Below are 24,435 nucleotides of genomic sequence, written 5' to 3' on the forward strand. Positions count from 1 at the left end.
CGCAGGCGGCGCTCGAGCTCAACCCGGCATCCAACCGCTGTACCAATGCCGCACATGTTCTTCACGCAGCACGCGGGCCTCGCAGGAAACGCGCCAGGTGGCGGTTTTGGCTTGGCGTGGGTTTTAGGGCGCCTGTGAGATCGAGCGCCGCCCGCGCGGCGCATCGCTACGGTCTTCTCGGGGCAGTGACTCTGTGACAGGCGCGCTGTCGCACCATGCGTAGGAGCGAGCGCAGCTCGCGATGCGCCGCGCAGGCGGCGCTCGAGCTCAACCCGGCATCCAACCGCTGTACCAATGCTGCACATGTTCTTCACGCAGCACATAGTCGCGCAGCACCTCCTGCTTGAGACGATCGCCCAGGCGGTAGCTTTCGTCAGCGTCGGCCAGGTGCATGCGGATCGCTTCCAGCCATTCGACCGTGCTGTTGGTCTTGATCCGCGTGCACGGCAGGTAGCCTTCGTAGGCGCGGGTATCGGTCACGATCACCGGGTAGCCGCAGGCGCCGTATTCGAGCAGGCGCAGGTTGCTCTTGCAGTCGTTGAAGATGTGATACTCCAGCGGCGCCAAAGCCAGGTCCAGGTTCAAGCTGGCCAACTTGGCCGGGTACAGCTCCAGCGGCACCGGTGGATGGAACTCGCTGATATAAGGACGCAGCGCCGGCGGGCACATGCCGAAGAACACCCACTCGACCTCGTGCGCCAAGGTCTTGACCACTTCGGCGATGACCTCCAGGTCACCGGTATGACTGGTGCCGCCACCCCAACCCACGCGCGGCTTGCGCGAGGTACGGCGCTGACTGCGCAGCTGGGTCCAGAGCGGCTCGGCCAGCATGTTGGGCATGACCCGAATATCGCTGTGCGTATCATGCAGCGCATCAGCCAGAGCCTGGGTCGACACCACCAGGCGGTCACAGCGCTCGATGCCGCGGCGCAGCGAGCGTTGCAGGTCCTTGGGCGTGTGCTTCAAGTGGCCATTCTTTTTCGGCACATCGATCACGTAATCGTCCAGCTCGTAGATGCAGAAGCCCTTGGAGAAGGTCTTCAGGCGCTCGATTTCCTTGACGAAGCCTTCGGTGTAACGCCCTTGCAGAACCGCCACGTCCGGCGAGCAGCGCTCCAGCTCGACGTTGGTGGGGATTTCGAAGTACTGCTGCTGGGTGACCCAACCGGCCTTCTCCAGCTCTTCGACCGGCTGGATGACGCGGTAGTGACCGACCGCAGTCTTGTTCATCGGCAGCGCCAGCACATGCGGCAACGGCCGGCTGATGAACGGCGTCCAGGCGGCTTTGAGGCCAGGGTCGAGGCAGAAGCTCGAGCCGTTCAGCGACAGGTTGATGTTATAGGCCGGATCCCGCGCGACTACCGGCATCCAGGTGCGCAGGAAGGCTTCGTGCTGTTCGGCCAGGCATACTTGGCGTTTGGCTTCCTGCTCAGGATCCAGCGCAGGTGCGGCGACCGGGTCGATCACCACCCGGGCGTCGGCGGCCCACACCACCAGGTAGCCGGCCTGGCCCAGACGCAGGCCCAGGTCGACGTCGCTGAACGCCAGGCTGTAGACGCTATCGTTCAGCCCGCCAAGCTCCAGGAACAGCTGCTTGCGCAGCAACAGACAATCGGCACCGACCACCGAATAGTTCTGCGAAACTTGCAAACGCTGCATGTAGCCGCCGGCTTCCATCGGCTCGCCGACAAAGGGCGAGCCGACCGCACCGCGCAGCCCCAGCACCCCACCGGCATGCACCACCAGCCCCTCGGCGTTGCACAGTTTGGCACCCACCGCGCCGACTTCGTGGCGCTGGCCATGGCTGAGCATGGCGTCCAGCCAGTCCGGCTCGGTGACCACGGCGAAGGGGCTGAGCATGAGCAAGTAGTCACCGCGCGCGTGTTGCGCAGCGTGATTCTGCACAGCGGCAAAACTGCTGTCTTCGCTGAGCCTGAGCACGCGCAACGTGTCGCCGCCCAGTTGCTCGAGGGCAGCCAGCCAGGCATGGGTGGCCGCTTGCTGACTGGCGTTGTCGACGATCAGCACTTCGTAATGGGCGTAGGCAGTCTGTTGCAGCACGCTTTCCAGGCAGCGCTCGAGCGCCGCCTGCTGGTCCTTGGCGCTCAGCACCAAGGTAACCAGGGGTTGTGCGGCGTGCAGGTAGCGCACGTGATTGATCGCCCCGCCGCTGTTCTGCAAGCGATAGTCCACCCCCAGGCGCTGCAGATGAGCAGCCAGCACCTTGGGGTTTTCCGCAATCACCGCAGGCGAGGATAACCACGCGGCATAGCCGAAGCTGCTTTGCCCCAGCACTTCTGGAATGTGCTCGACGGTCTGCGGGCCGCGCTGTTCGACCAGTCGCCAGAGCAGATCATGGGGCGCCAGCTCGCGGTAGCCGGCAGCGAAGCCGTCCAGCGCCTGCACCGCCTCACAGGCGAACGCCAGCATGCGCCCGGTGTAGGGATAACCGCGCAGCAAATCAAGGTTGAAGTCCGGCTTGAACACCGGTTCCACCGATTCGCCCTCGCGCAGGCCGCCCTCGTCGCCGTAGCAACAGGCAATCTGCGGGCGCGAGACGATGCGCTCGGCCAGCAGCATCAGGCTGAAGGCATTGAGCCGGTCGCCCGCGCGCAGCAGGTAGACCCAATCGGCCGGGTCGCGCTCGGCGATCAAGGTGTTCAGCTGGCTGGCCCAGTCTTGCTGCAACGGCTGGCTGTGCACGCCGTTTTGCAGCGCTGCCGGCACGCGCGAGCTGGACAACACCAGGGTCGAGTGGGCGCCGTAGGCTTGTGCGGCAATGCTGTCCAGGGTCAGTTGCAGGGCCTGGGCATCGCCGTGGCTATCGAGCACCACCGGCACGATGCGCGGGCGCTGTGGCCAGTGTTCGCTCAGGCGCATCAGCCGCGCCAGCACCAGCGGGTCCTGGCGGCACGCCAGCCACTTGCCGTACAGCTCGGCAAAGCTGTCGCTGTCGCTGCCGACATGTGAATCATGAATCGCCTGCAGGCAGCGCAAGGTATGGATGAGGAACAGGTTTTCCCACTGACGCTGTTGGTCGCGGGCATCGCCGTAGATGAACTGCACGCGCACCCAACCGGAAAACGGCTCGCGCTCGGCGACACGAGCGGCGAACATCTCTCGCAGGTGCTGGGCCTCGGTCACGGCTGCAGCTTGCACCTGCGCCTGACGGCGCAGTTGCGCGGGGTGCACGCGCTCCATGCAGTGCACGCCAGCCGTCACGCCCAGGTGGCCACGGCGCAGCAGGCAGACGAACAGCACCAAGTCCAGCAGCGCGACGAAGCCTGGCGCCAGGGCCGGCAGCAGTTCGCGCAGATCCTCGGCGCGCAGCAGCACGCTGCTCAGGCCACCGATGAAATTGAGCTGGCGGGTTTCGAAGAAATCCAGCAGGTCGTCGCCGTTGAACAGCGTGACGCCAAAGGTCACCGGGCTGCTTTCAAGGCGCTGCGGCAGGATGTGATCTTCAGCATCGATAAGCTGCCGGCGGGCCGCGACCAGGCTAAGGTCCTCACGCGCCTGGAACAGCTGCACCTGGCTCGACACGCAGTCGGCCAGCAGTCGGTCATCGTCGCACAGGTACTTGATGTATTCGCCCTGGCTATACGCCAGGCCCTGTTGCAGGTTGCCAGCAAAGCCCAGCGGCTGCGGGTTGCGCAGGTACGTCAGCGGGTGGCGCGAAAGCTCGCGCAGCTCCTCGACCACAGCCTCGATCTGTGACCCGGCGCTGTCGTCGCAGACGATCACCTCGAGGTTGTCGTAGTCCTGCGCCAACGCACCCAGCAGCGCGGCACGGAAGAATTGCGGGTTGCAGGCGGGAATGACAAGGCTGACTAAAGGGGCGTGGCTCACGAGGAAATCTCTCGACAGGTGACTGCCCGCAGAGAATTCAGAACAGTCGCTGGTACATTGGAACAAGGCGCCGGCGCCTGCCCGGCAAGGGGCAGCCGCCGGCTACAGGCGCACTCAGAGGACGTTGAACAGGCTCAGCTGGCTGATCCGCGCAAAAGCCTGTTGCGAGGCTTCCAGCGTGGCTTTTTGATGAGTCAGGCGAATCATCACCTCGGCCGGGTCCGAGTCGCGGATCGACGACTGGGTCGTGGTGTTGGCGATGCTCAGGCTCTCGTTGGTGTTCTGCTGGATTTCCAGCGCCTTGCCCCGTGCACCGATGTCGGTGACGGCGCGGCTCAGGGTGTCCTGCCCGCTCTGGATGTTGGCGATGGCCGAGTCCAGGTCGGCGCGCAGCTGCTGGTAGGCGGCGTTGTCACCGTCGATCGGCTGGCTCAAGGCGGTGCGCAGCTTGGCCACGCTGTCGAGCACGTTCTGCGTCTGGTGGTTGTCGACGTTGACCATGAACTGGTCGCCCGACTGCTGTGGCGGCGTGCTGGAGAAGGTGAACTGCACACCACCGGCAGAGGCAACGTTACCGGCCATGGTACCGCTGGCCACCGGCCGGCTGTCGGCGTTCAACGGCTGCGCGTACAGCTCGAAGTCGGTGGCGCTGGTGAACTTGATGACCGCGGCCCCCCCGGGGAACATCGCCTGGTACTTGGCCGGATCGGTGATGGCGATCGACGACACCTGGGCGCTGGAGGGGTTGCCTGGGCTGCGCGTGGCGGTGATGGTGTCGGGCTTGCTCTGCAGGGTGAACGAATGCCCGGCAACCACGGCGTCGGCGTTATCGCCGTCCTTGAGGTTGATGTTCAGGCGCAGGTCTACACCGCGGAAGGTGACCATCGAGCCGCCGGCGGTATTGGGGTCGAAGTTGCCGCCCTGGGTCGCTTCGGCAGTCACATCGTTGCCTTGGCTGTCGGTGATGCTGAATTTGGTGCTGCTGAGCATCGTCACGGTGTAAGGCTGGCCGCTTCGGAAGCGGTCATTGTAGTTGACGCTGCCCGATACCTGGCCATTGGACAGTTTGACCCGGCCGTCGTCCACCGCAGGCGCGGTCATGCGGGTTTCCGTACGGCTGGTGTTCAGGGCCTGCTCGAAGACGCTGTAGCCACTGCTGTTGCCGGCCATCTTGAGCATGTCGCCGACCTGCAGTTGCTGTTCGGTCTGGTCGCCATGGTAGCTGTAGGTGCCATCGGCGTTACGCACGAACGGCGCGGTATCGGTCTTGGAGCCGGCGAACAGGTACTGGCCATTTTCGTCACGGCTGTTCATCAGGCTCAGCAACTGGTCTTCCAACTGGCCCAGCTCGGCCGCCTTGGCCTTGCGCTCGGTGTCGGTGTAGCCGGCGTTACCGGATTCGAGTGCCAGCTCGTTGACCCGCGAGAGGATGGTGTTGATCGAGTTGAGGGTGGTCTCGGTCTGGTTCAGCGAGTTGGTGATGTTGGTGGCATTGGTCTTGTACTGCGCCAGCATGTCGGCCTGATTGCCCAGCTGCAGCAGACGCGCTGCGCCCACCGGATCATCAGCGGCGGTGTTGACGCGTACGAACGAGCTCGCCTCGTCATTGGTCTTGAGCAGGTTGGAGTAGTTGCGCTGGTAGTTAGCCGTGCTGGACGCATAGAACTGGGCCGTGGAAATACGCATGGTCGAACTCCTTAAAGCGCGGCGATCAGGGTGCTGAAGATTTCCTGCGCCGTTTTGATGATCTGCGACGAGGCGGTGTAGTACTGCTGGTACTTGACGATGTTGGTGGCTTCTTCATCGAGCGACACACCCGACACCGAATCTCGGGCGTTGCTCGCCTGGGTCAGGATCACGCCGGTGGCCTGGGTGTCCATCTGGCCCTGCTTGGCCTTGGCACCGACATCCTCGACCAGCTTGCCGTAGGCATCGGTGATGCTGATGCCCTTGGTCGAACCGATGTCCATGGTCTGCTTGGTCTGCAGCTCCTGCAGGGACAGCGCATTACGGTTGTCCGAAGACCCGGCACCGGTCAGTGCCACGCTGAAGCTGTCGCCCTGCTTGGGCGAGCCGGCCACGTCCATCTCGAAGCTGAACGATTTCTGGTTGCCACTGGCGTCGGTGATCGGGTTGCCGGCCGAGTCGATCATCGGCACGTTGAGCTTGAGGGTATTGTTCTCCCCCGGAACGAACGTGCCGGTACCGATGCTGTTGCCCTTGGCATCGAAGGCTTCGTAAGTCTGCGGCGTGGTGGTCTCGCTGCCGAATACCAGGCGTACCGGGGTCGAATACTTGATGCCGGTCTGCAATTCCAGGCGCTGGGCCGGGTCGGCGATGTCCAGCACCGAGGTCAGCACCGGCTGCTTGATCACCCCGGTACCGGTGTTGCCGCTGCCGGAGGTTGCGGTCAACGGCGCGGCCAGGGCCAGGCGCTTGGCGTCGGTGAGCACCACGTCGATTTCCGAGGAGGCGTTGCGCGTCGGGGTGATCTTGAAGCTGTCGCCTATCGCGGCGGTGCCGGCGCGCAGGTCGATGCTGAAGCCGTCGATCACCGGCGCCGGATCGTCATTGGTGCTGAAGGTGCCCATGTCGGTGCCGTCAGGCAGCTTCTTGACCTGGTACTTGTCGGCGCCGGGGCCGACGAAGGTTACCTGGTAGTCGCTGGTGCTGAGCTTGCCGGTGTCGCGGATGACCACGTTCAGCGCCGCGCTGCCGGCGTTGCCGACCTTGGGCGTGCTGCGCGCCGACATGGCCTTGTCGCTGTTGATGTCGCCGAACAGCGCGGCACCGAATTCGCCATTCTTGTCGATGCCCTGGCCCAACTGCGAGTTGAGCTGCTGCGACACCACCAGGGCAATCCGGCCCAGCTCGTTCATGGCCGGGGCCAGGGTTTCGCTGCGATAGCGCAGCAGCCCGCCCATCTCGCCACCGCTGATGCTGTTGGTGACGTCCATGGTGGTGCTGCCACGCTGCAGCTTGACCGCGAACTGGGTCGGGTCGCTGGCGCTCGGCTCGGCACTCATCTTGTTGGTGGTCTTGCCCAGCACCAGCGATTGGCCGTTTTTCAGGTACACATCGATGCTGCCATTGCGCTCGACGGTCTGCACGCCAACCAGCTCGTTGAGCTGGCGCACCGCTTCATCACGCTGGTCGAGCAGCTCGTTGGGCTGGCCGCTGGTGGCCGAGGCCTTGCTGATCTGCTCGTTGTACTGAGCGATGCTGGACGTCAGCTCGTTGATCCGCGAGGTCATCGTGCCGAGGTTGCCGTTGATGTTGTTGTTCTGCTGCTTGAACTGCGCCGACAGGCTGTTGAAGCGGCCAGACAGGGCCTGGGCGTTGCTCAACAGCAGCTGGCGCGAGGCATCCTCGGTTGGCTTGTTGGCGGCGCTTTGCAGCGACGAGAAGAAGTTGCTCAGCGCCCCGGTGATGCCGGTGTTGCTGTCCGAGAGCATGTTGTTCAGCGGCGTGACCTGGCCCAGGTAGGCGGTACTGTCGCTGTTGAGCGAGGTGGCGGTCTGCAACTGCGCGTCAAGAAAGGCGTTGTACACCCGGCGCACGTCGCCCAGGGTGGTGCCGGTGCCGATGAACACCTGGCCTTCCTGCAGCGAGCCCTTGGCGCGCTGGATATTCTGCTGACGCGAATAACCGGCCACTTCGCTGTTGGCGATGTTGTTGCCGGTGGTGTGCAGGCCGGCCTGGGAGGTGGTCAGTCCCGACAGGCCAATGTTGATCAGACTCGCCATGGTTGCATGCCCTTAAAGTTGCGTCGTGGTGCCGAGCATTGCGTAGCTCTCGTACGACTTCATCTGTCTTGCGATCTGCGAGATCTTGCTGGCGTAGTTAGGGTCGGTGGCGTACCCGGCCTTTTGCAGCTCTCGCACGAATTGTTCTGGGTTATCGGCCGACTTCACCGCATCTTGATAGCGCGAGTTGTTCTGCAGCAGGCTGACCAGGTCGTGGAAGCTGTCCTGGTACGAATCGTAGGAACGGAACGCCGCCGTCTCCTTGACGAATTGCCCATCGCGAAACTCGCTGGTGATCGCCCGCGCCGAATCACCCTGCCAGTTGCCACTGGCCTTGATGCCGAACAGGTTGTGGCTGCTGCTGCCATCGCTGTTGCGCATCACTGACTTGCCCCAACCGGTTTCCAGGGCAGCCTGGGCCACCAGGTAACGCGGATCGATACCAATGCGCTTGGCGGCCTGCTCGGCCATCGGCAGCATGGTGGCGACGAATTCGTCGCTGCCGGCGAAGGCTTTCTGTGGCGCCAGCGGCGGCTGCGCCACGGCGCGGCCGGTGATGCGCAGGCCGTTATCCGGCACCGCGATGGCGCGCGCCACCGACTGTCCTTCGCGGGCAGGCACCGCAGCGCTATTGGCGCTGGCGGCCGGCGTACTGGCCGACGGTACGATCCCGGCCAACAGACGGTCGGTGAGCTTGCCGGGCAGCGCCAGGCGCCGGGCGTTGAGCGCCGCGACGTCGTTGCGGGTGGCGCTGGCCTGGGCATGCACAGGTTCGGCGACCTTGTTGCCCCACAGCGCTGGCGCACTGCCTTCGATGCGCGGGAACGGGCTGGTATTGGGCGGCGTGCTCTTGTTCTTCGACAGTTGGCGCACCAGCACATCCTGCAAGCCGATACCGCCGCCGTCGCGGGACATGCTCACGGCCAGCTGCTGGTCGTACATGTCGCGGTACTGCTTGACCGAATCGCTGTTCATCGGATCGTCTTCGGCCATCACGTCGCTGGCCTTGCGCGAGGCCTTGAGCATCTCGCTGACGAACAGCGACTCGAACTCGCGGGCCACCTTGCGCACGTTGGCTTCGCTGTCGCGATCGCCGTGCTTGAGCGCGCTCAGGCGGTTGAGGTCGGTGTAGGCGCCGCTGTCGGCAGCGCCGGAAACCAGGCTTTTCGGATTCATCGGCCGCGTCCTCAGATTACGATCAGGTCGGCTTGCAGGGCGCCGGCCTGCTTCAGGGCTTCGAGGATCGCCATCAGGTCGCTGGGCGCTGCGCCGACCTGATTCACCGCACGCACGATCTCATCCAGGGTGGTGCCGGGGCCGAACTTGAACATCGGCTTGGCTTCCTGCTCGGCATTCACGCGCGAGCGTGGCACCACTGCGGTCTGGCCGTTGGAGAACGGCCCTGGCTGGCTGACGATCGGGTCTTCGGTGATGGTCACGGTCAGGCTGCCGTGGGTCACCGCCGCCGGCGATACCTTGACGTTCTGGCCGATGACGATGGTGCCGGTGCGCGAGTTGATGATGACCTTGGCCACGGCCTGGCCGGGGTCGATTTCCAGGTTTTCCAGGATCGACAGGTAATCGACCCGCTGGCTGGGGTCCATGGGCGCGCTGACGCGCACCGAACCGCCATCGACGGCCTGGGCCACGCCTGGGCCGAGCAGTTCGTTGACCTTGTCGACGATGCGCTTGGCCGTGGTGAAGTCCGGCCGGTTGAGGTTCAAGGTCAGGCTGTCACCCTGGTTGAAGCCGCTCGGCACCGCGCGCTCGACCGAGGCGCCGCCTGGGATGCGCCCGGCCGACGGTACGTTGACGGTGATCTTCGAGCCATCGCGGCCTTCGGCATCGAAACCGCCGACCACCAGGTTGCCCTGGGCGATGGCGTAGACGTTGCCGTCGATGCCCTTGAGCGGGGTCATCAGCAGGCTGCCGCCGCGCAGGCTCTTGGAGTTACCGATCGACGATACGGTGATATCGACCACCTGCCCCGGTTTGGCGAAGGCCGGCAGGTCGGCATGCACCGACACCGCCGCGACGTTCTTCAGCTGCACGTTGCCTGACCCTGGCGGCACCTTGATGCCGAACTGCGAGAGCATGTTGTTGAAGGTCTGCAGGGTGAACGGGGTCTGCGTGGTCTGGTCCCCGGTGCCGTTGAGGCCCACGACCAGGCCGTAGCCGATCAACTGGTTGGTACGCACGCCGGATATGCTGGCGATATCCTTGAGGCGCTCGGCATGGGCACCGAACGCGCAGGACAGCAGCAGGGTCGCGGCAATCAGCTGCCTAAGGTTGAACATGTTCATGCGTACTCAGAAGGGCCACAGCGGGCTCATGAAGAAGCGGTCCAACCAGCCAGGCTGGCTGGCATCGGCGAACGAACCGGTGCCCGAATAGGTGATCCGCGCATCGGCCACGCGGGTCGACGGCACGGTATTGTCGGTAGCGATGTCGTCGGCACGGATCAGGCCGGCAATACGCACCAGTTCTTCACCGGTATTGAGGGTCATCCACTTCTCGCCGCGCACGGCGATGATGCCGTTGGGCAGCACTTCGGCCACGGTCACGGTGATCGAGCCGGTCAGGGTGTTGCCCTGGGTGGCCTTGCTGTCGCCCTTGGTGGTGCGGTCGCCGCTGTAGCCAGCCTCAAGCGACAGATCGCCGCCGCCGAACGGGTTGTTGGTGTTCGGCGTGGCCCCGAACAGCGAGGTCAGGCCCAGGTTGGCCTTGCTGTTCTTCTGGATCTGGGACCCGGCGTTCTTGCTCGCCGAGGTGCGCTCGTTGAGGGTGATGGTGATGATATCGCCCACGCGGAACGCCTTGCGGTCGGTGTACAGGCTCTGCTCGAAACCGGCCTGGTAGATCGAACCGTTGTTGGCTGCAGCCGGCAGCGGGGTGCGCGGCAGGACCGGCGCATAGTACGGGTCGTTGGGCTTGGGCGTCGGTGCGACGCAACCAGCCAGCACAACCGCCCCCCCCAGGGCGCACACAGACAACAGACGTTTCATGACACTTACCTCACGGTGTAGCGGGAGTCGGACCTGCACGATGGCTAGCGACGGCCGGGATTAAAGCTGCTGGGTGACGAACGACAGCATCTTGTCGGCGGCGGAAATGACCTTGGAGTTCATCTCGTAGGCACGTTGGGTGGTGATCATGTTCACCAGTTCTTCAACGGTGCTGACGTTGGAGTTTTCCAGGGTCTGCTGCAAGGTGGTGCCGAAACCGTTCAGGCCCGGGGTGCCCACCTGCGGCGCGCCGCTGGCGGCGGTTTCCAGGAACAGGTTGTCTCCGATCGCCTGCAGGCCGGCCGGGTTGATGAAGTCGGCGGTCTGAATGTTGCCGATGACCTGCGCAGCCGGGTTGCCGGCGGTGGTGATCGACACCGTGCCGTCCTGGCCGACGGTGAAGGTCTGGGCGTCGTTGGGCACCACCACCGCAGGCTCCAGGGCGAAGCCCTGGGCAGTGACGATCTGGCCGTCGGAGTTCAGGTGGAAGGTGCCGTCGCGGGTGTACGACACGGTGCCGTCGGGCTGCAGCACCTGGAAGAAGCCACGGCCGTTGACCGCCATGTCCAGGGGGTTCTCGGTGGTCTGCAGGCTGCCGGTCTGGAAGTTCTTCTGGGTGCCGACGATGCGCACACCGGTACCGACCTGCAGGCCCGAGGGCAGCTCGCTGTCCTGGGTCGACTGGGCACCAGGTTGCCGCTTGATCTGATACAGCAGGTCGGCGAACTCGGCACGATCACGCTTGAAGCCGGTGGTCGAGACGTTGGCCAGGTTGTTGGAAATGACGGTCAGGTTGGTGTCCTGGGCGGACAGGCCGGTTTTAGCGACCCAAAGAGCCGGAAGCATCAGTATTCTCCTCGTGCGCCTGTTTTACGGCACCCGTTCAATGTTGGTTAGCCGATTTGCAAAACACGCGCCATGGCTTCATCGCCTTCCTTGGCCGCGTTCATCATTTTCACGTGCAGCTCGAACTGGCGAGACAGCGCCAGGACCGAGGTCATTTCCTCTACGGCGTTGACGTTGCTGCCCTCGAGAAAGCCCGAAACCACGCGGACATTGACGTCAGCGTCAGCCGGCTGGCCGCTCTGGGTGTGAATCAGCCCGTCCAGGCCCTTGTTCAGGCCCTTGATGTCCGGGTTGACCAGCTTGATGCGGTCGACCTCGGCCATGACCCGCGGGCCTTCGCCCATGGAACGGATGCTGATGGTGCCGTCGGCGCCGACTTCGACTTTCTGCTCAGGCGGAATGGCGATCGGGCCACCGTTGCCGATCACCGGCATGCCGTTGCCGGCGCGCAGCACGCCGAGGGCGTCGATGTTCAGGCTGCCAGTACGCACGTAGGCCTCGCTGCCGTCGGGTGCCTGTACGGCGATGAAGCCCTTGCCGGTAACGGCCACGTCCAGGTCGCGCCCGGTCTCGACCATCGGCCCTTCGCTGAAGTCGGTGGCCGGGCGTTCGGTCATGGCAAAGGCCCGCGACGGAAAGCTGTCGCCGAACACCGGCATCGAGCGCGCCTGTTCCAGGTCACGCTGAAAGCCGTTGGTGGAAACGTTCGCCAGGTTGTTGGCATGGGCCTTCTGCGCCAGCGCGTTCTGGCTGGCGCCGGTCATGGCCACATAAAGCATCTTGTCCACAGTCATCCTCCGCTGCACTGACGATCGTTTGCCGCTCGCCGCTGCTGTGCAGGCTCTAAAGCAAGTTCTGAACCAACTTTGTCAATTGGTGAAAAAGCCCGTGAATACGGGCTTTTTCGAGGGGGCTTCGGGGGCTGGCGCCGGTTAACCGGCGCGCGCTTGCCGGTAGCGGCAATCAAGGCTCGCGGCAGCCGCCATTGCTGAACGGTCCGGCAAATTTCTTCCAGCCCTGCCCTGGCGACCACTGCGCACATACCAGCCGGCCATCGGCCTGGCTCTCCCAGCGCCACCAGGGCGCGGTGCCGGCCTGCGCCTGGCACAGGCAGAGCAGTGCCAGGAGCATGAACCCGAGCGTCTTCATCACTGCCATCAGGTCATCTGGATGATGGTCTGCATGATGGTGCTTTCCGTCGAGATGGTCTTGGCGTTGGCCTGGTAGTTGCTCTGCGCCTTGATCAGCTCGACCAGCTCCTGGGTCAGATTGACGTTCGACGCTTCCAACGAGTTGGATTCGACGCTGCCTAGGGTGCCGGTCTTCGGCGAATCGATGCCGGGGATGCCCGAGGAGTAGGTTTCGGTCCAGCGTGTGCCGCCGATCTGTTGCAGGCCCTGCTCGTTGGCGAAGCTGGCCAGGGCCACCTGGCCGATGGCGCGCGACTGCTGGTTGCTGAAGCTTGCGAAGAGCACCCCGGTGGAGTCGATCGACAGGCTCGACAGAATGCCGGTGGCATAGCCGTCCTGGGACTGCGACATGCGCGCAGTCTCGGTGTTGTACGAGCTGGTGCTGTTCATCGACAGGCGCATGCCGGCGGCGTTTTCAGCCGAGCCGTTGGATGCCCAGTTGCCTGCTGCATCCTTGGCCGCCGGGATCCAGCCCTTGAGGGTGAAGGTATTGTTGGTCACCGCCCACTCGGCGCCTGGCCCGGCCCCTGGCGGGATGCTGGTCGGGTCGGTGGTCATCGACGCCACGCTGCCGTCGGAGTTGAAGGTCATCGACGCTTCCAGCGGCGCGCTGCTGGTCGGGTCCATGGGGTTGCGGCCATCGACCAGGGTGTACATGGTCCACTGGTTCGTACCGGTCTTGCGGTAGAACTGCTCCATGGTGTGCTCGTTGCCCTGGCTGTCGTACACCTTGGTCGGGAAGGACTTGGTGTAGGTGGTGTCATCGGCCGGATCGAAGGTCGGGCCGGCTGGCGTACCGCCTGGCAGGGGAATGATGGTCGCTTCGGAATTGAGGTTGATGCCCTGGTCGATCAGGCTGGTGGCCTTGGGCGCCAGCGACGAGGTGTCGATCTTCAGGTCAGTCAGCACGCCGCGCTTGATGTTGCCGTTTTCATCGGCAGCGTAGCCCTGCAGGCGCAGGCCATCGGAGGTGACGACGAAGTTGTCCTTGCTGTTCTGGAAGGCGCCGGCACGGGTGTAGACGCGCGCACCGTTGTCCGAGAGCACGAAGAAGCCCTGACCCTGGATGCCCATGTCCAGCACGTTGCCGGTGTTGTTGACGTCACCCTGGCTGAACTGCTGGGAGATCGCCGCCAGGCGCACGCCGTTACCGACCTGGTTCTTGCCCACGCCCAGGCGGTTGGCGCCGGCGTAGACATCGGCGAACTCGGCGCGCGAGGACTTGAAGCCGGTGGTGTTGACGTTGGCGATGTTGTTGCCGGTGACGTCGAGTTGCTTGTTGGCTGCGTACAGACCGCTAAGGCCGATATTGAAAGACATGCTGTTGCTCCTTGTTGCCGTTCTGTCGGCCTTAGATACCGATGGTTTGGACGTCGGACAGGGACACTTTGCCCACCCCTGCCAGGTTCAGCACCATCTCGCCGGTGCTGTTGAAACTTACGCTGGTGACCTTGGCCGGCAGCAGGGTGTTCATCTGCACGGCCTTGCCATCGACGGTGGTGGTGGCGGTGAAGGTGTAGGTGCCTGGGTCGACTTTCTCACCCTTGTCGTTGGTGCCGTCCCAGATGAAATCGCCGTAGCCGGCTTTCTGCTCGCCAAGCTCGATGGTCTTGACCGTGTTGCCGTCCTTGTCGGTGATGGTGATCTTCGCCTCGGAGGTGTTCTGCGGCACCACGAACTGGGCATTGAAGCTGCTGCTGGTGTCGACCACGGCCTTGTCGTTCTGCACGATCACCGAGCGCCCGACCAGAGAGGAGGCTTGCAGCGCCTGGGACGAGGCCATGGCGCTGGTAATGGCGCTGACCGACTGGTTGAGCGAAGTGATGCCTTCGAGGCTGCTGAACTGCGCCAGCTGGGCGACGAATTCGCTGTTGTCCTGTGGATCCAGCGGGTTCTGGTGTTGCATCTGGGTGACCAGCAACTGCAGGAACGCATCCTTGCCCAGCGCCTGGCCACCGGTGGCGGCGTTGGTCGAGGACTTGTTCTGCGAGCCTGACTTGACGCCGGAGTTGGCGATCACGTCGTTAAGGTTGACACCGCTACTGCTGTCGACTGCCATGGTTCGGATTCCTTATCACTGACCCAGGGTCAGGACCTTCTGCATCATGTTCTTGGCGGTGTTCATCAGCTCGGCGTTGGTCTGGAACGCACGGCTGGCAGAGATCATGTCAGCCATCTCTTCGACCACGTTGACGTTGGGGTAGTAGACGTAGCCGTCCTTGTTCGCCGCCGGATGGTTGGGCTCGTACCGCGCCTCCAGCGTGCTCTGGTCTTCGACGATGCCTTGCACCTGCACGCCCTGCCCGGCCTGGCCCTGGTCTTCGAACAGCGACTGGCCGACGCCGGCCTGGGCATTCTGGAAGGTGGTGGCGAACACCGGGTGACGGGCGCGGTAGGTCTGGTCGATGCTCGAAGAGACGGTCTCGGCGTTGGCGATGTTGGAGGCGACGGTGTTGAGGCGGGTGTTCTGCGCGCTCATGCCACTGCCGGCAATGTTGAAAACACTGGAAAGGGACATGGATTACTCTCCGCGCAGGGCCGACACCAGCCCTTTGAATTTGCTGTTGAGCAGGGTGAAGCTGGCCTGGAAGCCGATGGCGTTTTCCGTGTAGTTGGACTGCTCGATGTGGGCGTCCACGGTGTTCTGGTCGATCGACGGCTGGGTCGGCACCCGGTACTGCATGCTGTCATCGGCCATCGCCAGGCCTTCGGCCTCTATATGGCGGCTGTTGGTGCGGTCCATGGCGAAGCGGCCGTTCTGCTGCTTCTGGCTTTCGGCGGCGAGTACCGACGAGAAGTCCATGTCACGCGCCTTGTAGTTGGGGGTATCGGCATTGGCGATGTTGTTGGCCAGTACTTCGGCGCGCTGCGCACGAAAGCCCAGGGCCTTTTCATGAATGCCTAGCGCCTTGTCAAAACTGATGCTCATGTCGGGAAAACCTTCGAAGGTAGGCCGCAATGGTCGTTGGCCAAGCTTTAGCAAGGGCTGTGCCAGATTTGCGAAGGCGCGGATTTGCTGGGCTGCAGGGAGCCCGGCAGCGACCGGATGCCAGAAAAGCGGCAAAGTGCTTCCGCCTTGAGGAGCAAAAGCGGCAAATCGCGGGCGGCCACGGCGGCAAAGCAAAAAATTGACGGCAGTGACGGATGAGCCCTGGGCCATTTGATGCAACCAAGCATGACCACCGGCCGAGGAACAGCGGTCTTGGCTCGAAGATACGGCACTCGAACATCAAGACGCTTATCATCTCATCGCTAGAAGCGCTTTCGGCGACCTTTACCTTTGGGGGGAAAAAACCGGCGCGTCGGGCACACTATCAAGCGTGAGTGCTCACTATAGCTTCCATCGCGACTGCTTAACAAAAGAAGAGCTCGAGACGGAGCTCCAAGGCTTTATCCTTTCTGCACGAGTCGAGCCCAACGATTTCAACGATCTGTTCAAGCCGGCCTTGAAAGAACTGGGCCAGCTCAACCATGACGAGATGTACGGTTTTTCCCTGCCCTCATGCTGGGCGGCTCGGATCAACTCAAGTTCTTGAAGAACGTCAGCGCCGTAGAGCATTTGATCTTCCTTTCCCAACTCACAGACCTGGAGCCGTATTTTTTCTCCGAAGTATCGACATGAGCAAGGCTTCCATGTTCTCGCACTCGGTGCCGCTGGCAGCAGCAGCACGCAAGGCAGAACGTGGTGTACAACCCAACCTCGAATGCCGCCAGCGCGGCGCTCGAGGGGGTGGGCATGTCAGCGCAAACCAGGCCCACCTGTTGCTCACTTGGCCTGGTAAATGATCCCCGGGCTGCACTGGACCATCTGGTAATGGTCGGGCAACCCGTTCAGCGCCTCGGAGGCACCGAGGAACAGGTAACCGCCCGGCTTCAAAGTGCTGTGGATACGCATCAGGATGTCCTTCTTGACCTGGGCCGAGAAGTAGATCAGCACGTTGCGGCAGAACACGATGTCGAACTTGCCGAGGCTGGCGTAGCTGTCGAGCAGGTTGAAGGAGCGGAACTCGACACGGCTGCGGATCGCCGGCTTGACCGCCCAGCGGCCGGGGCCCTTGGTGTCGAAGTAGCGCTGCAGGCGCTCCTGGGACAGGCCGCGAGCGATTGCCAGGCTGTCGTATTCGCCGGTTTTGCAGTTGGTCAGCATCGACCCGGACAGGTCGGTGGCGACGATCTGTGCGCCCATCTTCAGTTGGCCGAGGTTGCTGCGCTCGAATTCATCGATGGCCATCGAGATCGAATACGGCTCCTGGCCCGAAGAGCAGGCAGCCGACCACATACGCAGGCGCTGGCCCGGGTTGTTGCGGATGAACTCGGGGATGACCTTGTTCTTCAGCACCTCGAAGGGATAGGTGTCGCGAAACCACAGGGTCTCGTTGGTGGTCATGGCATCGACCACCTGCTCGCGCAAGCCGCTGCGCGGTTGGGTCTGGATGCGCTGCACCAGCTCGCCGAGGCTCTTGATGCCCTGCTGTTCCATGAGCTTGTTGAGACGGCTGGAGACCAGGTACTGCTTATTTTCGCCCAGCAGGATGCCACAGGCTTTTTCCAGGAAGACCCTGAACTGTTCGAATTCCAAATTACCCGTAGACACTGCTGCCGCCTCTTTTCAATCAGTGGTGCCGGGGCGCACTGCCCCGGCCGCCTCAATGCGTTGCCTTGATCCGATCGACCACCCGTTGGGCCAGGTCGTCCGGCTTGAACTTGGCCAGGAAGTCATCGGCCCCGACCTTCTTCACCATCGCCTGGTTGAATACCCCAGACAGCGAAGTATGCAGGCAGATGTGCAATTTTTGCATGCGTGGATCGCTGCGGATCGCCGCTGTCAGCGTATAGCCGTCCATCTCCGGCATTTCAATGTCGGAGATCATCATCAGAAACTCCTCTTCAGGCTTCTTGCCGTCGTCCACCAACTTGCGCAGGTAGTCCAGGGCCTGACGACCGTCGTTGAGCGCCACCACCTCGACCCCCACCGTCTGCAGGCAGCGGCTGACCTGCTTGCGCGCCACCGACGAATCGTCGACGGTCAGCACCCGTAGCAACGTGGCCTTGTCCTGCACCTCGGCATCGATCACACCGGCGGACACCGACTCGGAGGACGGCGCCACTTCAGCCAGGACCTTTTCCACGTCGATGATCTCGACCATGCGATTGTCCACACGGGTGACCGCGGTCAGGTAGTGATCGCGCCCGGTGCCCTTGGGTGGCGGATGGATCTCTTCCCAGTTCATGTTGACGATGCGCTCGACCGAATGCACCAGAAACCCCTGGGTCTTGGTGTTGTACTCGGTGATGATCACGAAGCTGCTGCGAGTATCTTCGGTCAACCCCGGCAAGCCGGTGGCCATCGACAGATCGAGGATCGGAATGGTCGCCCCGCGAATGTTGGCGACGCCGCGCACCACCCGGTGCGAGCGCGGCAACAGGGTCAGCTCGGGGCACTGCAACACCTCGCGAACCTTGAACACGTTGATGCCGTACAGCTGCGCCCCGTTCAGACGGAACAGCAGCAACTCCAGGCGATTCTGCCCCACCAGCTGCGTGCGCTGGTTGACTGAATCCATTACCCCCGCCATGCCTGACTCCTTATGCGTTGTGCCTTTTTTGTGCTGCATGCTCAGTAAGTCGGCACGGGCTTTGCTTTTTTGAGCGCCATGTACACGAAAACGACAAATTCCCGACGACTGACGCACCCGCTGAGCAGCTGGCTCGCCATGGTGTGCCTGTTGCTGCCCGGCGTTCGCACATTGGCGAACGCGGTAACCTTGCCTGAACAGCTTATCGGTGTCACCCAAGGGTTTCTTGAGTTCGCCGTGGAAGATTATCTGGCCAGCACCCAGACAGCGGGGCGCTACGAGATCCAGGTCAGCTCGCTGGACCCGCGCTTGCGCATGCCGCTGTGCAGCCAGGACCTGGACGCCTCCCTGGAAAGCCCGGCGCAGCCGATCGGCCGGGTGACCGTGCGCGTGCGCTGCGACAGCAGCGCGCCATGGACCGTCTTCGTCCCGGCCACGGTGCGGCTGCTGCGCGAGGTGGTGGTGGTGACCCGCCCGCTCAAGCGCGACAACGTCATCGGTGCAGGCGATGTGGCTTTGCGCGAGCGCGATGTCGGCACGCTGACCCAAGGGTTTCTCACCGACCTCGACCAGGCCGTGGGCATGAAGATGCTGCGCCCGACCGTGCTCGACCAGGTATTGACCCCGCAGCACCTGGAGCAGGCCGAGGTGGTGCGCAAGGGCGACCATGTGGTGATCACCGCCCACGCCGGCGCCCTGAGCGTGCGCATGCCCGGCGAGGCGCTGGCCAAGGGCGGCCAGGGCGAGCAGATCCGCGTGCGCAACCTGAACTCGCAACGGGTGGTCAAGGCCCGCGTCACCGGCCCCGGCCAGGTCGAGGTAGCCATGTAGATTGCGCTGGCGGTGTTGAACCGCTTTTCCTAAACTGTGTCGGAAACAGGGTCGCGGGCTTGCTGACAGGCAGCCATGCATTTGCGCCTAAAGTTTCTTTCGGGTTGGCCGAAAACAAGGCAAGCGTCCAAGAACCCAGAGGTTTCCGATCATGGTCATCGACTTCAGTCGTTTGAATAACTCTCCGTCCATCAATGGCGGCGTGCGCGGCACCGCCGCATCTGGCACCGCCGAAAAGCCCGGCGCCAGCCCGGAAGCGGCGAAAAGCGCCAGCGCCAGCGGAGAAGCGGTACACCTCAGTCAAGAGGCACAGCAGTTGCAGAAGGTCAGCGACCAGCTGCGCGAACAGCCTGTGGTCAACAGTGCCCGGGTGGCGCAGTTGAAGCAGGCTATCGCCGACGGCAGCTACCAGGTCGATGCCGGCCGGGTCGCCAGCAAACTGCTCGATTTCGAAGCCCAGCGCTGACCGTTCGGCGCGCTGACTTCACGGACGCTATCCAAAGCCAAGAGTTAGCCATGCACGACATCACCCTGCTGCAACTGATCGAAGACGACATTGCCCCGGCCCAGGAACTGCTCGAATTGCTTGAGCAGGAATCGGTAGCCCTGCACGGGCGCGACATGACGCCGCTGGAAGGCATTCTGGCGCGCAAGCAGTCGTTGATCGTTCTGCTCGAGCAGCAAGGCATGCGCCGCAATCACCTGTTGACCAGCCTCGGCCTGAGCGCCGACCGTGCCGGTGTACAGGTGCTGGCGGCGCAGTCGGACAACGGCGAGCTGATCCTGCAGCAACTGCAGGTGCTCAACGACCTGATCAATGACTGCCAACGGGTCAACGAGACCAATGGCAAGATCATCCAGGTGCAGCAACACGTCACGGCCAATCAGATCCGCATCCTCCAGGGCGGTGAAGCACCGTCGCTGTACGACAGCCGTGGCACCACCTCTCCACTTGCCAAGCCCCGGGCGCTCAGCCAAGTGTGATTATTCCTATCATGGCACGGAACATACTGGCAAAATGCCGTTAATTGCGTGTGTCGTTTTTGCCTGGAGATTGATAACCCGTGTTCAATGAGACCGATGCCCCGCAACCGCCGAAGGTGCTGAACACGCCCTTGGAGATCGCGGCCAACCTGCGCCAGCTGCAAGAAGCCCATGATCCACTGATCATCACCTTCCATGAGCGCAGCCAACGGTTCCAGAGCTACGTGGTTCACGTGGACCGTGACAGCAATACCATGGCGCTGGACGAGATGATCCCGCGCGATGGGGAAAAATTCATCGAGAATGGCGAGCCGTTTCGGGTCGAGGGCTTCCATGATGGCGTGCGTATCGCCTGGGAATGCCAAAACGGCCTGGCGGTGTCGTCGGTCGATGGCAACCGTTGCTACCGCGGCGCGATGCCCGAAGAAATGACCTACCACCAGCGCCGCAACGCCTTTCGCGCCGCGCTGAAGCTGTCGCAGCTGGTCGACATCATCCTCGACGGCAGCTACCTCAAGGGCAATGGCGCCCTGCGCGGCAAGTTGCTCGATATCTCCGCCACCGGGTGCAAGCTGCGCTTCGATGGCAATGTCGAAGAGCGCCTGCAGCTGGGCCAGGTCTATGAGCGCTTCAAGGCCAGCAATCCGCTGGGCTTGATCGACACCATGGTCGAACTGCGCCACCTGCATTTCGAGGAGCGCATCAACACCACCTTCGCCGGGGTCCGCTTTCATAACCTGAGCGGCCAGGCCCAGCGCAAGATCGAGAGCTTCGTCTACCAGCTGCAGCGCGAAGCACGGCGCTTCGACAAAGACGATTATTGATCGCACAAACGCCGCTCGCTTCGATTGGGGCCGCCTGGCGGCCCTTTCGCCACACAAGGCTACTCCCACAAGCTGGACTGGCCCAGAAAGGCAGGACAGTTTTTCCCTGCCGCCTGAGCCCCGCGCTCAACCCGATCGGCTGAGCGGGTCATCCGCGGCTATATCGATCACCGGCTCAGGCTTGTCGTCACCCTCGGTGTCCTCCGCCGCTACCGGCGTCTGCATCACATCCTGCACCGTCTGCTCATCGACCCGTGGATCGAGCGCTGCCGACAGCGGCGAACCGGCCGCAGGCATGGCCACGTGGCCCAGTGGCGCATCCTGTACCTGATGCAGCCCGGTGACCGCTTTGGGCCGAATGCGCCACACCAGCACCAGGGCAAAGAAGGCGAAGAACGCATAAAGCATCTGCGCACCAAGCAGCTTCATCAGCACACCTGCGGCGAGCGGGCCGATACAAGCCCCCACGCCGTAGGTCACCAGCAGCATCGCGGTCAGCGACACCCGGCGCTCGCTTTCCACGTGGTCATTGGAAAACGCCACCGCCAGTGGATACAGGCAGAACTGCAGCAGGGATACCAAGAAACCAATGCCGAACAGCAGCTCCAGCGGCACGCTGGGCAACAGCGCCAGGGGCGCCGACGCCAGCGCCAGCCCCACCGCAACGCTACGAATCAGCACCGCCCGATCATAGCGGTCCGACAGCCAGCCCAACGGCCACTGCACCACCAGCCCGGCGAAGATGCAGCTACCCATGAACAGACCGATCTGCTCGGTCGACAGGCCCTGGCTCGAGGCATACAGCGGGGCCAGGCCATAAAACGAACCGACGATCAAACCCGACCCGAGCACCGTGCTCAGCGACTGCGGCACACGCTTGATGAAGAATTTCGGTTCCATCGGCGCCGGGCGCAGCGGCGCCGGGTGGATGCGCCGGGTCATGGCCACCGGCACCAGGCACAAGGCAAAGCACATGGCGACCAGCATCAACAGCTCAGGGCCCAGTTGCGGGTGCACCACCAGGATCAGCTGGCCAAGCACCAGGCCCAGGTACGAGGCGATCATGTAGCCACTGAATACAGCCCCGCGGTACTTGGCCTCGGCCTGCTCGTTGAGCCAGCTTTCGATGACCATGTACTGGCACATCATGCCCAGGCCGACGATCATCCGCAGCCCCACCCACACCGGCAGCCAATTGGTCAGGCCGTGGCCAAGCACCGCGGCGCCGACGATCCCGGCGCAGGTGGCATAGGCACGGATATGCCCGACCCGGCCGATCAAGCGGTGGCCGATCTTGCCGCCCAGGGCCAGGCCGAAGTAATTGGCTGCCATCAAGGCACCGACCCACAAGCTGTCGACATGATCGGCGGCCAGGCGCAGCGCCAGGTAGGTACTGAGCAGACCGGAGCCGATCAGCATCATCAAGGCGGCGAAATACAGCGACTGAAAGGGCTTCCAGATGTTACGCATAAGTCCCGTCGAGCTCCTTGGGTCCGGTGACGATGGCCTGGCCAGCATAAAAGCAAAACGGCGCCGGTGCAGTCCCCCTCCGGGCAATTTGCCCAAGCGGGGCGTGGCCAGTGCCGGTTGTGTCGCGCTCAGGCCTGTGCTGCCAACACCCGCCGCTCCCAAGGCGTGATTTCGTTGAAGAAATCCGTCAGCTCGAGGGTTTTGCTGGCAACGTAGCCTTCGATGAACTCGCTGCCGAACAGTTCCCGCGCCAGTGCACTGCCCTTCAGGCGCTCCAGGGCCGCATGCAAGGTGCACGGCAATACCAGGTGATCAGGCACGACGAACTCGCCCTGTATCGCCGCAGTCGGTTGCAGACTCTGCTCGATGCCGTGCAACCCGGCCGCAAGGCTCGCGGCAATGGCCAGGTACGGGTTGGCATCGGCGCCAGGCAAGCGGTTCTCAACCCGGCGCGCGCTCGCGGCACTGGCCGGGATGCGCAGGCCGGCTGCGCGGTTGTCCTCGGACCAGCACGCGTTGTTCGGCGAGGCGTAGGGGTGGCAGAGCCGTTGATAGGAATTGACGTTGGGCGCGAACAGCGCGGTGAAGTCGGCCATGCAGACCTGCTGGCCTGCGATGAAGTGATGGAACGCTTGCGTGGCCTGGCCCTGGGCATCGCTGAAGACGTTGCGCCCCGAGGCGATGTCGACCAGGCTCTGGTGAATGTGCATGGAGCTGCCGGGGGTGTGCGCCAGCGGCTTGGCCATGCACACCACGCTCAGGCCATGCTTGAGCGCCACTTCCTTGAGCAGGTGCTTGAACAGGAAGGTCTGGTCGGCCAGCAGCAGCGGGTCGCCGTGCAGCAGGTTGATCTCGAACTGGCTCACGCCCATCTCGTGCATGAAGGTGTCGCGCGGCAGGCCCAGCGCCGCCATGCACTGGTAGACCTCCTGGAAGAACGGGCGCAGGCCATTGTTGGAGCTGACGCTGAACGCCGAGTGACCGAGTTCGCGGCGGCCATCCTTGCCTAGCGGCGGCAGAAAGGCTTGATGCGGGTCACTGTTGGGGGCGAAGACGAAGAACTCGAGCTCGGTCGCCACCACCGGCGCCAGGCCGTGGGCGGCATAACGGGCGATCACCGCCTTGAGCAAGCCCCGCGTGGACAAGCCCGAAGGGCTGCCGTCGAGTTCGTTGGCGTCGCAGATCGCCAGGGCCACGCCCTCCTCGCTCCACGGCAGCCGGTGCACCTGGGAAGGCTCGGCGACCAGCGCCAGGTCGCCGTCATCGCTGCCGTAGAAACGCGCCGGTGGGTAGCCACCCATGATGCATTGCAGCAGGACCCCGCGGGCCAACTGCAAGCGACGACCTTCGAGAAACCCCTCGGCGGTCATCACTTTGCCGCGCGGGACACCATTGAGGTCGGGCGTGACGCATTCGATCTGGTCGATGCCCTGCAGGAGCTCGGCAACCGAGCGATGGGCGGCGGTGGTCATGACGCGGGTCCTTGTCGTTATAGGCTGACAACACCATAGCTACTCGCGCAGCGCCATGCCATTGGCCGGCAACGGCAAGGCGGTCTTGTAGCGCACCTGCTTGAGGGCGAAGCTCGAACGGATATTCGCCACGCCCGGCAAGCGCGTCAGGTAATCGAGAAAACGCTCCAACGCCTGAATGCTGGGCAGCAGCACCCGCAGCAGGTAGTCCGGGTCGCCGGTCATCAGGTAGCACTCCATCACCTCGGGCCGCTCGGCGATTTCTTCCTCGAAGCGGTGCAGGGCCTGCTCGACTTGTTTCTCCAGGCTGACGTGGATGAACACGTTGACATCCAGCCCCAGTACTTCAGGTGACAGCAGGGTCACCTGCTGGCGAATCACCCCCAACTCCTCCATGGCCTTGACCCGGTTGAAACAGGGCGTGGGTGACAAATTCACCGACCGGGCCAGTTCCGCGTTGGTGATGCGGGCGTTTTCCTGCAAGCGGTTGAGGATGCCGATATCGGTTCGATCGAGCTTGCGCATGAGACAGATTCACCGGTTTCTTGTGGTTATGCGGAATGTTTATCTTCCCTGCCCGACAAAGGCAATCAACTTGAGAGAAAAATTCTCCTGTGCTGTCACTACCATGTAGGTATCGCT

At 63.3% G+C, this 24,435-nt stretch carries 22 protein-coding genes and 1 pseudogene; 5 read left to right on the top strand and 18 right to left on the bottom strand.

The window, feature by feature from the left end:
* Positions 1 to 267: 267 nt before the first annotated feature.
* The 13 genes from FS665_RS14245 to flgB all read right to left on the bottom strand — a co-directional run bounded on the left by FS665_RS14245 (position 268) and on the right by flgB (position 15,565).
* Positions 268 to 3,849: a glycosyltransferase gene (locus FS665_RS14245; protein WP_145189437.1), complete on the bottom strand. Its 3,582-nt coding sequence runs from the start codon at positions 3,847 to 3,849 to the stop codon at positions 268 to 270.
* Between the two features lie 114 nt (positions 3,850 to 3,963).
* Complete coding sequence (locus tag FS665_RS14250) at positions 3,964 to 5,535, bottom strand: flagellar hook-associated protein 3 (RefSeq protein WP_145189440.1); 1,572 nt, start codon at positions 5,533 to 5,535, stop codon at positions 3,964 to 3,966.
* Positions 5,536 to 5,546: 11 nt separating this feature from the next.
* Positions 5,547 to 7,595 carry a flagellar hook-associated protein FlgK gene (gene flgK / locus FS665_RS14255; protein WP_145189443.1) on the bottom strand — a complete coding sequence of 683 codons (2,049 nt, stop codon included), beginning with the start codon at positions 7,593 to 7,595 and terminating at the stop codon, positions 5,547 to 5,549.
* 12 nt (positions 7,596 to 7,607) lie between these two features.
* Positions 7,608 to 8,771, bottom strand: a complete 1,164-nt coding sequence (gene flgJ / locus FS665_RS14260; protein ID WP_145189446.1) for a flagellar assembly peptidoglycan hydrolase FlgJ — start codon at positions 8,769 to 8,771, stop codon at positions 7,608 to 7,610.
* Positions 8,772 to 8,782: 11 nt separating this feature from the next.
* The gene (locus FS665_RS14265; protein ID WP_145189562.1) at positions 8,783 to 9,892 is read right to left on the bottom strand and encodes a flagellar basal body P-ring protein FlgI; all 1,110 of its coding nucleotides are present in this window, start codon (positions 9,890 to 9,892) and stop codon (positions 8,783 to 8,785) included.
* Between the two features lie 12 nt (positions 9,893 to 9,904).
* Complete coding sequence (flgH, locus tag FS665_RS14270; RefSeq protein ID WP_145189449.1) at positions 9,905 to 10,600, bottom strand: flagellar basal body L-ring protein FlgH; 696 nt, start codon at positions 10,598 to 10,600, stop codon at positions 9,905 to 9,907.
* 60 nt (positions 10,601 to 10,660) lie between these two features.
* A complete protein-coding gene (flgG, locus tag FS665_RS14275; protein WP_145189452.1) occupies positions 10,661 to 11,446 on the bottom strand; it encodes a flagellar basal-body rod protein FlgG in 786 nt (261 codons plus the stop codon).
* 47 nt (positions 11,447 to 11,493) lie between these two features.
* Positions 11,494 to 12,234: a flagellar basal-body rod protein FlgF gene (gene flgF / locus FS665_RS14280; protein WP_145189455.1), complete on the bottom strand. Its 741-nt coding sequence runs from the start codon at positions 12,232 to 12,234 to the stop codon at positions 11,494 to 11,496.
* A 175-nt stretch (positions 12,235 to 12,409) separates the two neighbouring features.
* Positions 12,410 to 12,595: a hypothetical protein gene (locus FS665_RS14285; protein ID WP_145189565.1), complete on the bottom strand. Its 186-nt coding sequence runs from the start codon at positions 12,593 to 12,595 to the stop codon at positions 12,410 to 12,412.
* Between the two features lie 8 nt (positions 12,596 to 12,603).
* Positions 12,604 to 13,956 (bottom strand): flagellar hook protein FlgE, encoded by a 1,353-nt coding sequence (gene flgE / locus FS665_RS14290; RefSeq protein ID WP_145189458.1) that lies wholly within the window; start codon positions 13,954 to 13,956, stop codon positions 12,604 to 12,606.
* A gap of 31 nt (positions 13,957 to 13,987) precedes the next feature.
* Complete coding sequence (gene flgD, locus FS665_RS14295) at positions 13,988 to 14,695, bottom strand: flagellar hook assembly protein FlgD (RefSeq protein WP_145189461.1); 708 nt, start codon at positions 14,693 to 14,695, stop codon at positions 13,988 to 13,990.
* Between the two features lie 15 nt (positions 14,696 to 14,710).
* Complete coding sequence (flgC, locus tag FS665_RS14300; protein ID WP_145189463.1) at positions 14,711 to 15,154, bottom strand: flagellar basal body rod protein FlgC; 444 nt, start codon at positions 15,152 to 15,154, stop codon at positions 14,711 to 14,713.
* A 3-nt stretch (positions 15,155 to 15,157) separates the two neighbouring features.
* Positions 15,158 to 15,565, bottom strand: a complete 408-nt coding sequence (gene flgB / locus FS665_RS14305; protein WP_145189466.1) for a flagellar basal body rod protein FlgB — start codon at positions 15,563 to 15,565, stop codon at positions 15,158 to 15,160.
* Positions 15,566 to 15,839: 274 nt separating this feature from the next.
* On the opposite strand from flgB, the pseudogene FS665_RS14310 reads away from it, so the two are divergent.
* A pseudogene (locus tag FS665_RS14310) lies at positions 15,840 to 16,258 on the top strand (T6SS immunity protein Tdi1 domain-containing protein); the annotation flags it as partial.
* A gap of 144 nt (positions 16,259 to 16,402) precedes the next feature.
* Here the strand turns inward: FS665_RS14310 and cheR are convergent.
* Together cheR and FS665_RS14320 are read right to left on the bottom strand one after the other, a co-directional pair.
* Entirely contained in the window at positions 16,403 to 17,230 is an 828-nt protein-coding gene (gene cheR, locus FS665_RS14315) for a protein-glutamate O-methyltransferase CheR (RefSeq protein WP_145189469.1), read from the bottom strand.
* A 52-nt stretch (positions 17,231 to 17,282) separates the two neighbouring features.
* Positions 17,283 to 18,212: a chemotaxis protein CheV gene (locus tag FS665_RS14320; protein ID WP_145189472.1), complete on the bottom strand. Its 930-nt coding sequence runs from the start codon at positions 18,210 to 18,212 to the stop codon at positions 17,283 to 17,285.
* 78 nt (positions 18,213 to 18,290) lie between these two features.
* On the opposite strand from FS665_RS14320, the gene flgA reads away from it, so the two are divergent.
* The 4 genes from flgA to FS665_RS14340 all read left to right on the top strand — a co-directional run bounded on the left by flgA (position 18,291) and on the right by FS665_RS14340 (position 20,851).
* Positions 18,291 to 19,043 (top strand): flagellar basal body P-ring formation chaperone FlgA, encoded by a 753-nt coding sequence (flgA, locus tag FS665_RS14325; RefSeq protein WP_145189475.1) that lies wholly within the window; start codon positions 18,291 to 18,293, stop codon positions 19,041 to 19,043.
* A 151-nt stretch (positions 19,044 to 19,194) separates the two neighbouring features.
* Positions 19,195 to 19,509 carry a flagellar biosynthesis anti-sigma factor FlgM gene (flgM, locus tag FS665_RS14330; RefSeq protein ID WP_145189478.1) on the top strand — a complete coding sequence of 105 codons (315 nt, stop codon included), beginning with the start codon at positions 19,195 to 19,197 and terminating at the stop codon, positions 19,507 to 19,509.
* A 50-nt stretch (positions 19,510 to 19,559) separates the two neighbouring features.
* On the top strand, positions 19,560 to 20,027 hold the full coding sequence (locus FS665_RS14335; RefSeq protein WP_145189481.1) for a flagella synthesis protein FlgN: 468 nt from the start codon (positions 19,560 to 19,562) through the stop codon (positions 20,025 to 20,027).
* A gap of 80 nt (positions 20,028 to 20,107) precedes the next feature.
* Positions 20,108 to 20,851: a flagellar brake protein gene (locus FS665_RS14340; RefSeq protein ID WP_145189484.1), complete on the top strand. Its 744-nt coding sequence runs from the start codon at positions 20,108 to 20,110 to the stop codon at positions 20,849 to 20,851.
* 126 nt (positions 20,852 to 20,977) lie between these two features.
* Here the strand turns inward: FS665_RS14340 and FS665_RS14345 are convergent, their stop codons facing one another.
* The 3 genes from FS665_RS14345 to bkdR form a co-directional block, all read right to left on the bottom strand.
* Positions 20,978 to 22,321 (bottom strand): MFS transporter, encoded by a 1,344-nt coding sequence (locus tag FS665_RS14345; RefSeq protein WP_145189488.1) that lies wholly within the window; start codon positions 22,319 to 22,321, stop codon positions 20,978 to 20,980.
* A gap of 128 nt (positions 22,322 to 22,449) precedes the next feature.
* On the bottom strand, positions 22,450 to 23,691 hold the full coding sequence (locus FS665_RS14350; RefSeq protein WP_178108351.1) for a glutamine synthetase family protein: 1,242 nt from the start codon (positions 23,689 to 23,691) through the stop codon (positions 22,450 to 22,452).
* A 141-nt stretch (positions 23,692 to 23,832) separates the two neighbouring features.
* A complete protein-coding gene (gene bkdR, locus FS665_RS14355) occupies positions 23,833 to 24,318 on the bottom strand; it encodes a Bkd operon transcriptional regulator BkdR (protein WP_145189494.1) in 486 nt (161 codons plus the stop codon).
* Between the last annotated feature and the right edge of the window lie 117 nt (positions 24,319 to 24,435).

This window comes from Pseudomonas sp. URMO17WK12:I11 (genome assembly GCF_007677725.1).
In the GTDB taxonomy this organism is placed as follows: Bacteria; Pseudomonadota; Gammaproteobacteria; order Pseudomonadales; family Pseudomonadaceae; genus Aquipseudomonas.

Coding starts and splice junctions, on each gene's coding strand:
- flgB (WP_145189466.1), bottom strand. CDS start 15,565: ATGAGCATCAGTTTTGACAAGGCGCTAGGCATTCATGAAAAGGCCCTG.
- flgA (WP_145189475.1), top strand. CDS start 18,291: ATGTACACGAAAACGACAAATTCCCGACGACTGACGCACCCGCTGAGC.
- flgG (WP_145189452.1), bottom strand. CDS start 11,446: ATGCTTCCGGCTCTTTGGGTCGCTAAAACCGGCCTGTCCGCCCAGGAC.
- FS665_RS14345 (WP_145189488.1), bottom strand. CDS start 22,321: ATGCGTAACATCTGGAAGCCCTTTCAGTCGCTGTATTTCGCCGCCTTG.
- flgM (WP_145189478.1), top strand. CDS start 19,195: ATGGTCATCGACTTCAGTCGTTTGAATAACTCTCCGTCCATCAATGGC.
- bkdR (WP_145189494.1), bottom strand. CDS start 24,318: ATGCGCAAGCTCGATCGAACCGATATCGGCATCCTCAACCGCTTGCAG.
- FS665_RS14320 (WP_145189472.1), bottom strand. CDS start 18,212: ATGGCGGGGGTAATGGATTCAGTCAACCAGCGCACGCAGCTGGTGGGG.
- flgE (WP_145189458.1), bottom strand. CDS start 13,956: ATGTCTTTCAATATCGGCCTTAGCGGTCTGTACGCAGCCAACAAGCAA.
- FS665_RS14285 (WP_145189565.1), bottom strand. CDS start 12,595: ATGAAGACGCTCGGGTTCATGCTCCTGGCACTGCTCTGCCTGTGCCAG.
- FS665_RS14350 (WP_178108351.1), bottom strand. CDS start 23,691: ATGACCGCCGAGGGGTTTCTCGAAGGTCGTCGCTTGCAGTTGGCCCGC.
- flgD (WP_145189461.1), bottom strand. CDS start 14,695: ATGGCAGTCGACAGCAGTAGCGGTGTCAACCTTAACGACGTGATCGCC.
- FS665_RS14265 (WP_145189562.1), bottom strand. CDS start 9,892: ATGTTCAACCTTAGGCAGCTGATTGCCGCGACCCTGCTGCTGTCCTGC.
- FS665_RS14250 (WP_145189440.1), bottom strand. CDS start 5,535: ATGCGTATTTCCACGGCCCAGTTCTATGCGTCCAGCACGGCTAACTAC.
- flgJ (WP_145189446.1), bottom strand. CDS start 8,771: ATGAATCCGAAAAGCCTGGTTTCCGGCGCTGCCGACAGCGGCGCCTAC.
- flgH (WP_145189449.1), bottom strand. CDS start 10,600: ATGAAACGTCTGTTGTCTGTGTGCGCCCTGGGGGGGGCGGTTGTGCTG.
- flgK (WP_145189443.1), bottom strand. CDS start 7,595: ATGGCGAGTCTGATCAACATTGGCCTGTCGGGACTGACCACCTCCCAG.
- FS665_RS14335 (WP_145189481.1), top strand. CDS start 19,560: ATGCACGACATCACCCTGCTGCAACTGATCGAAGACGACATTGCCCCG.
- flgC (WP_145189463.1), bottom strand. CDS start 15,154: ATGTCCCTTTCCAGTGTTTTCAACATTGCCGGCAGTGGCATGAGCGCG.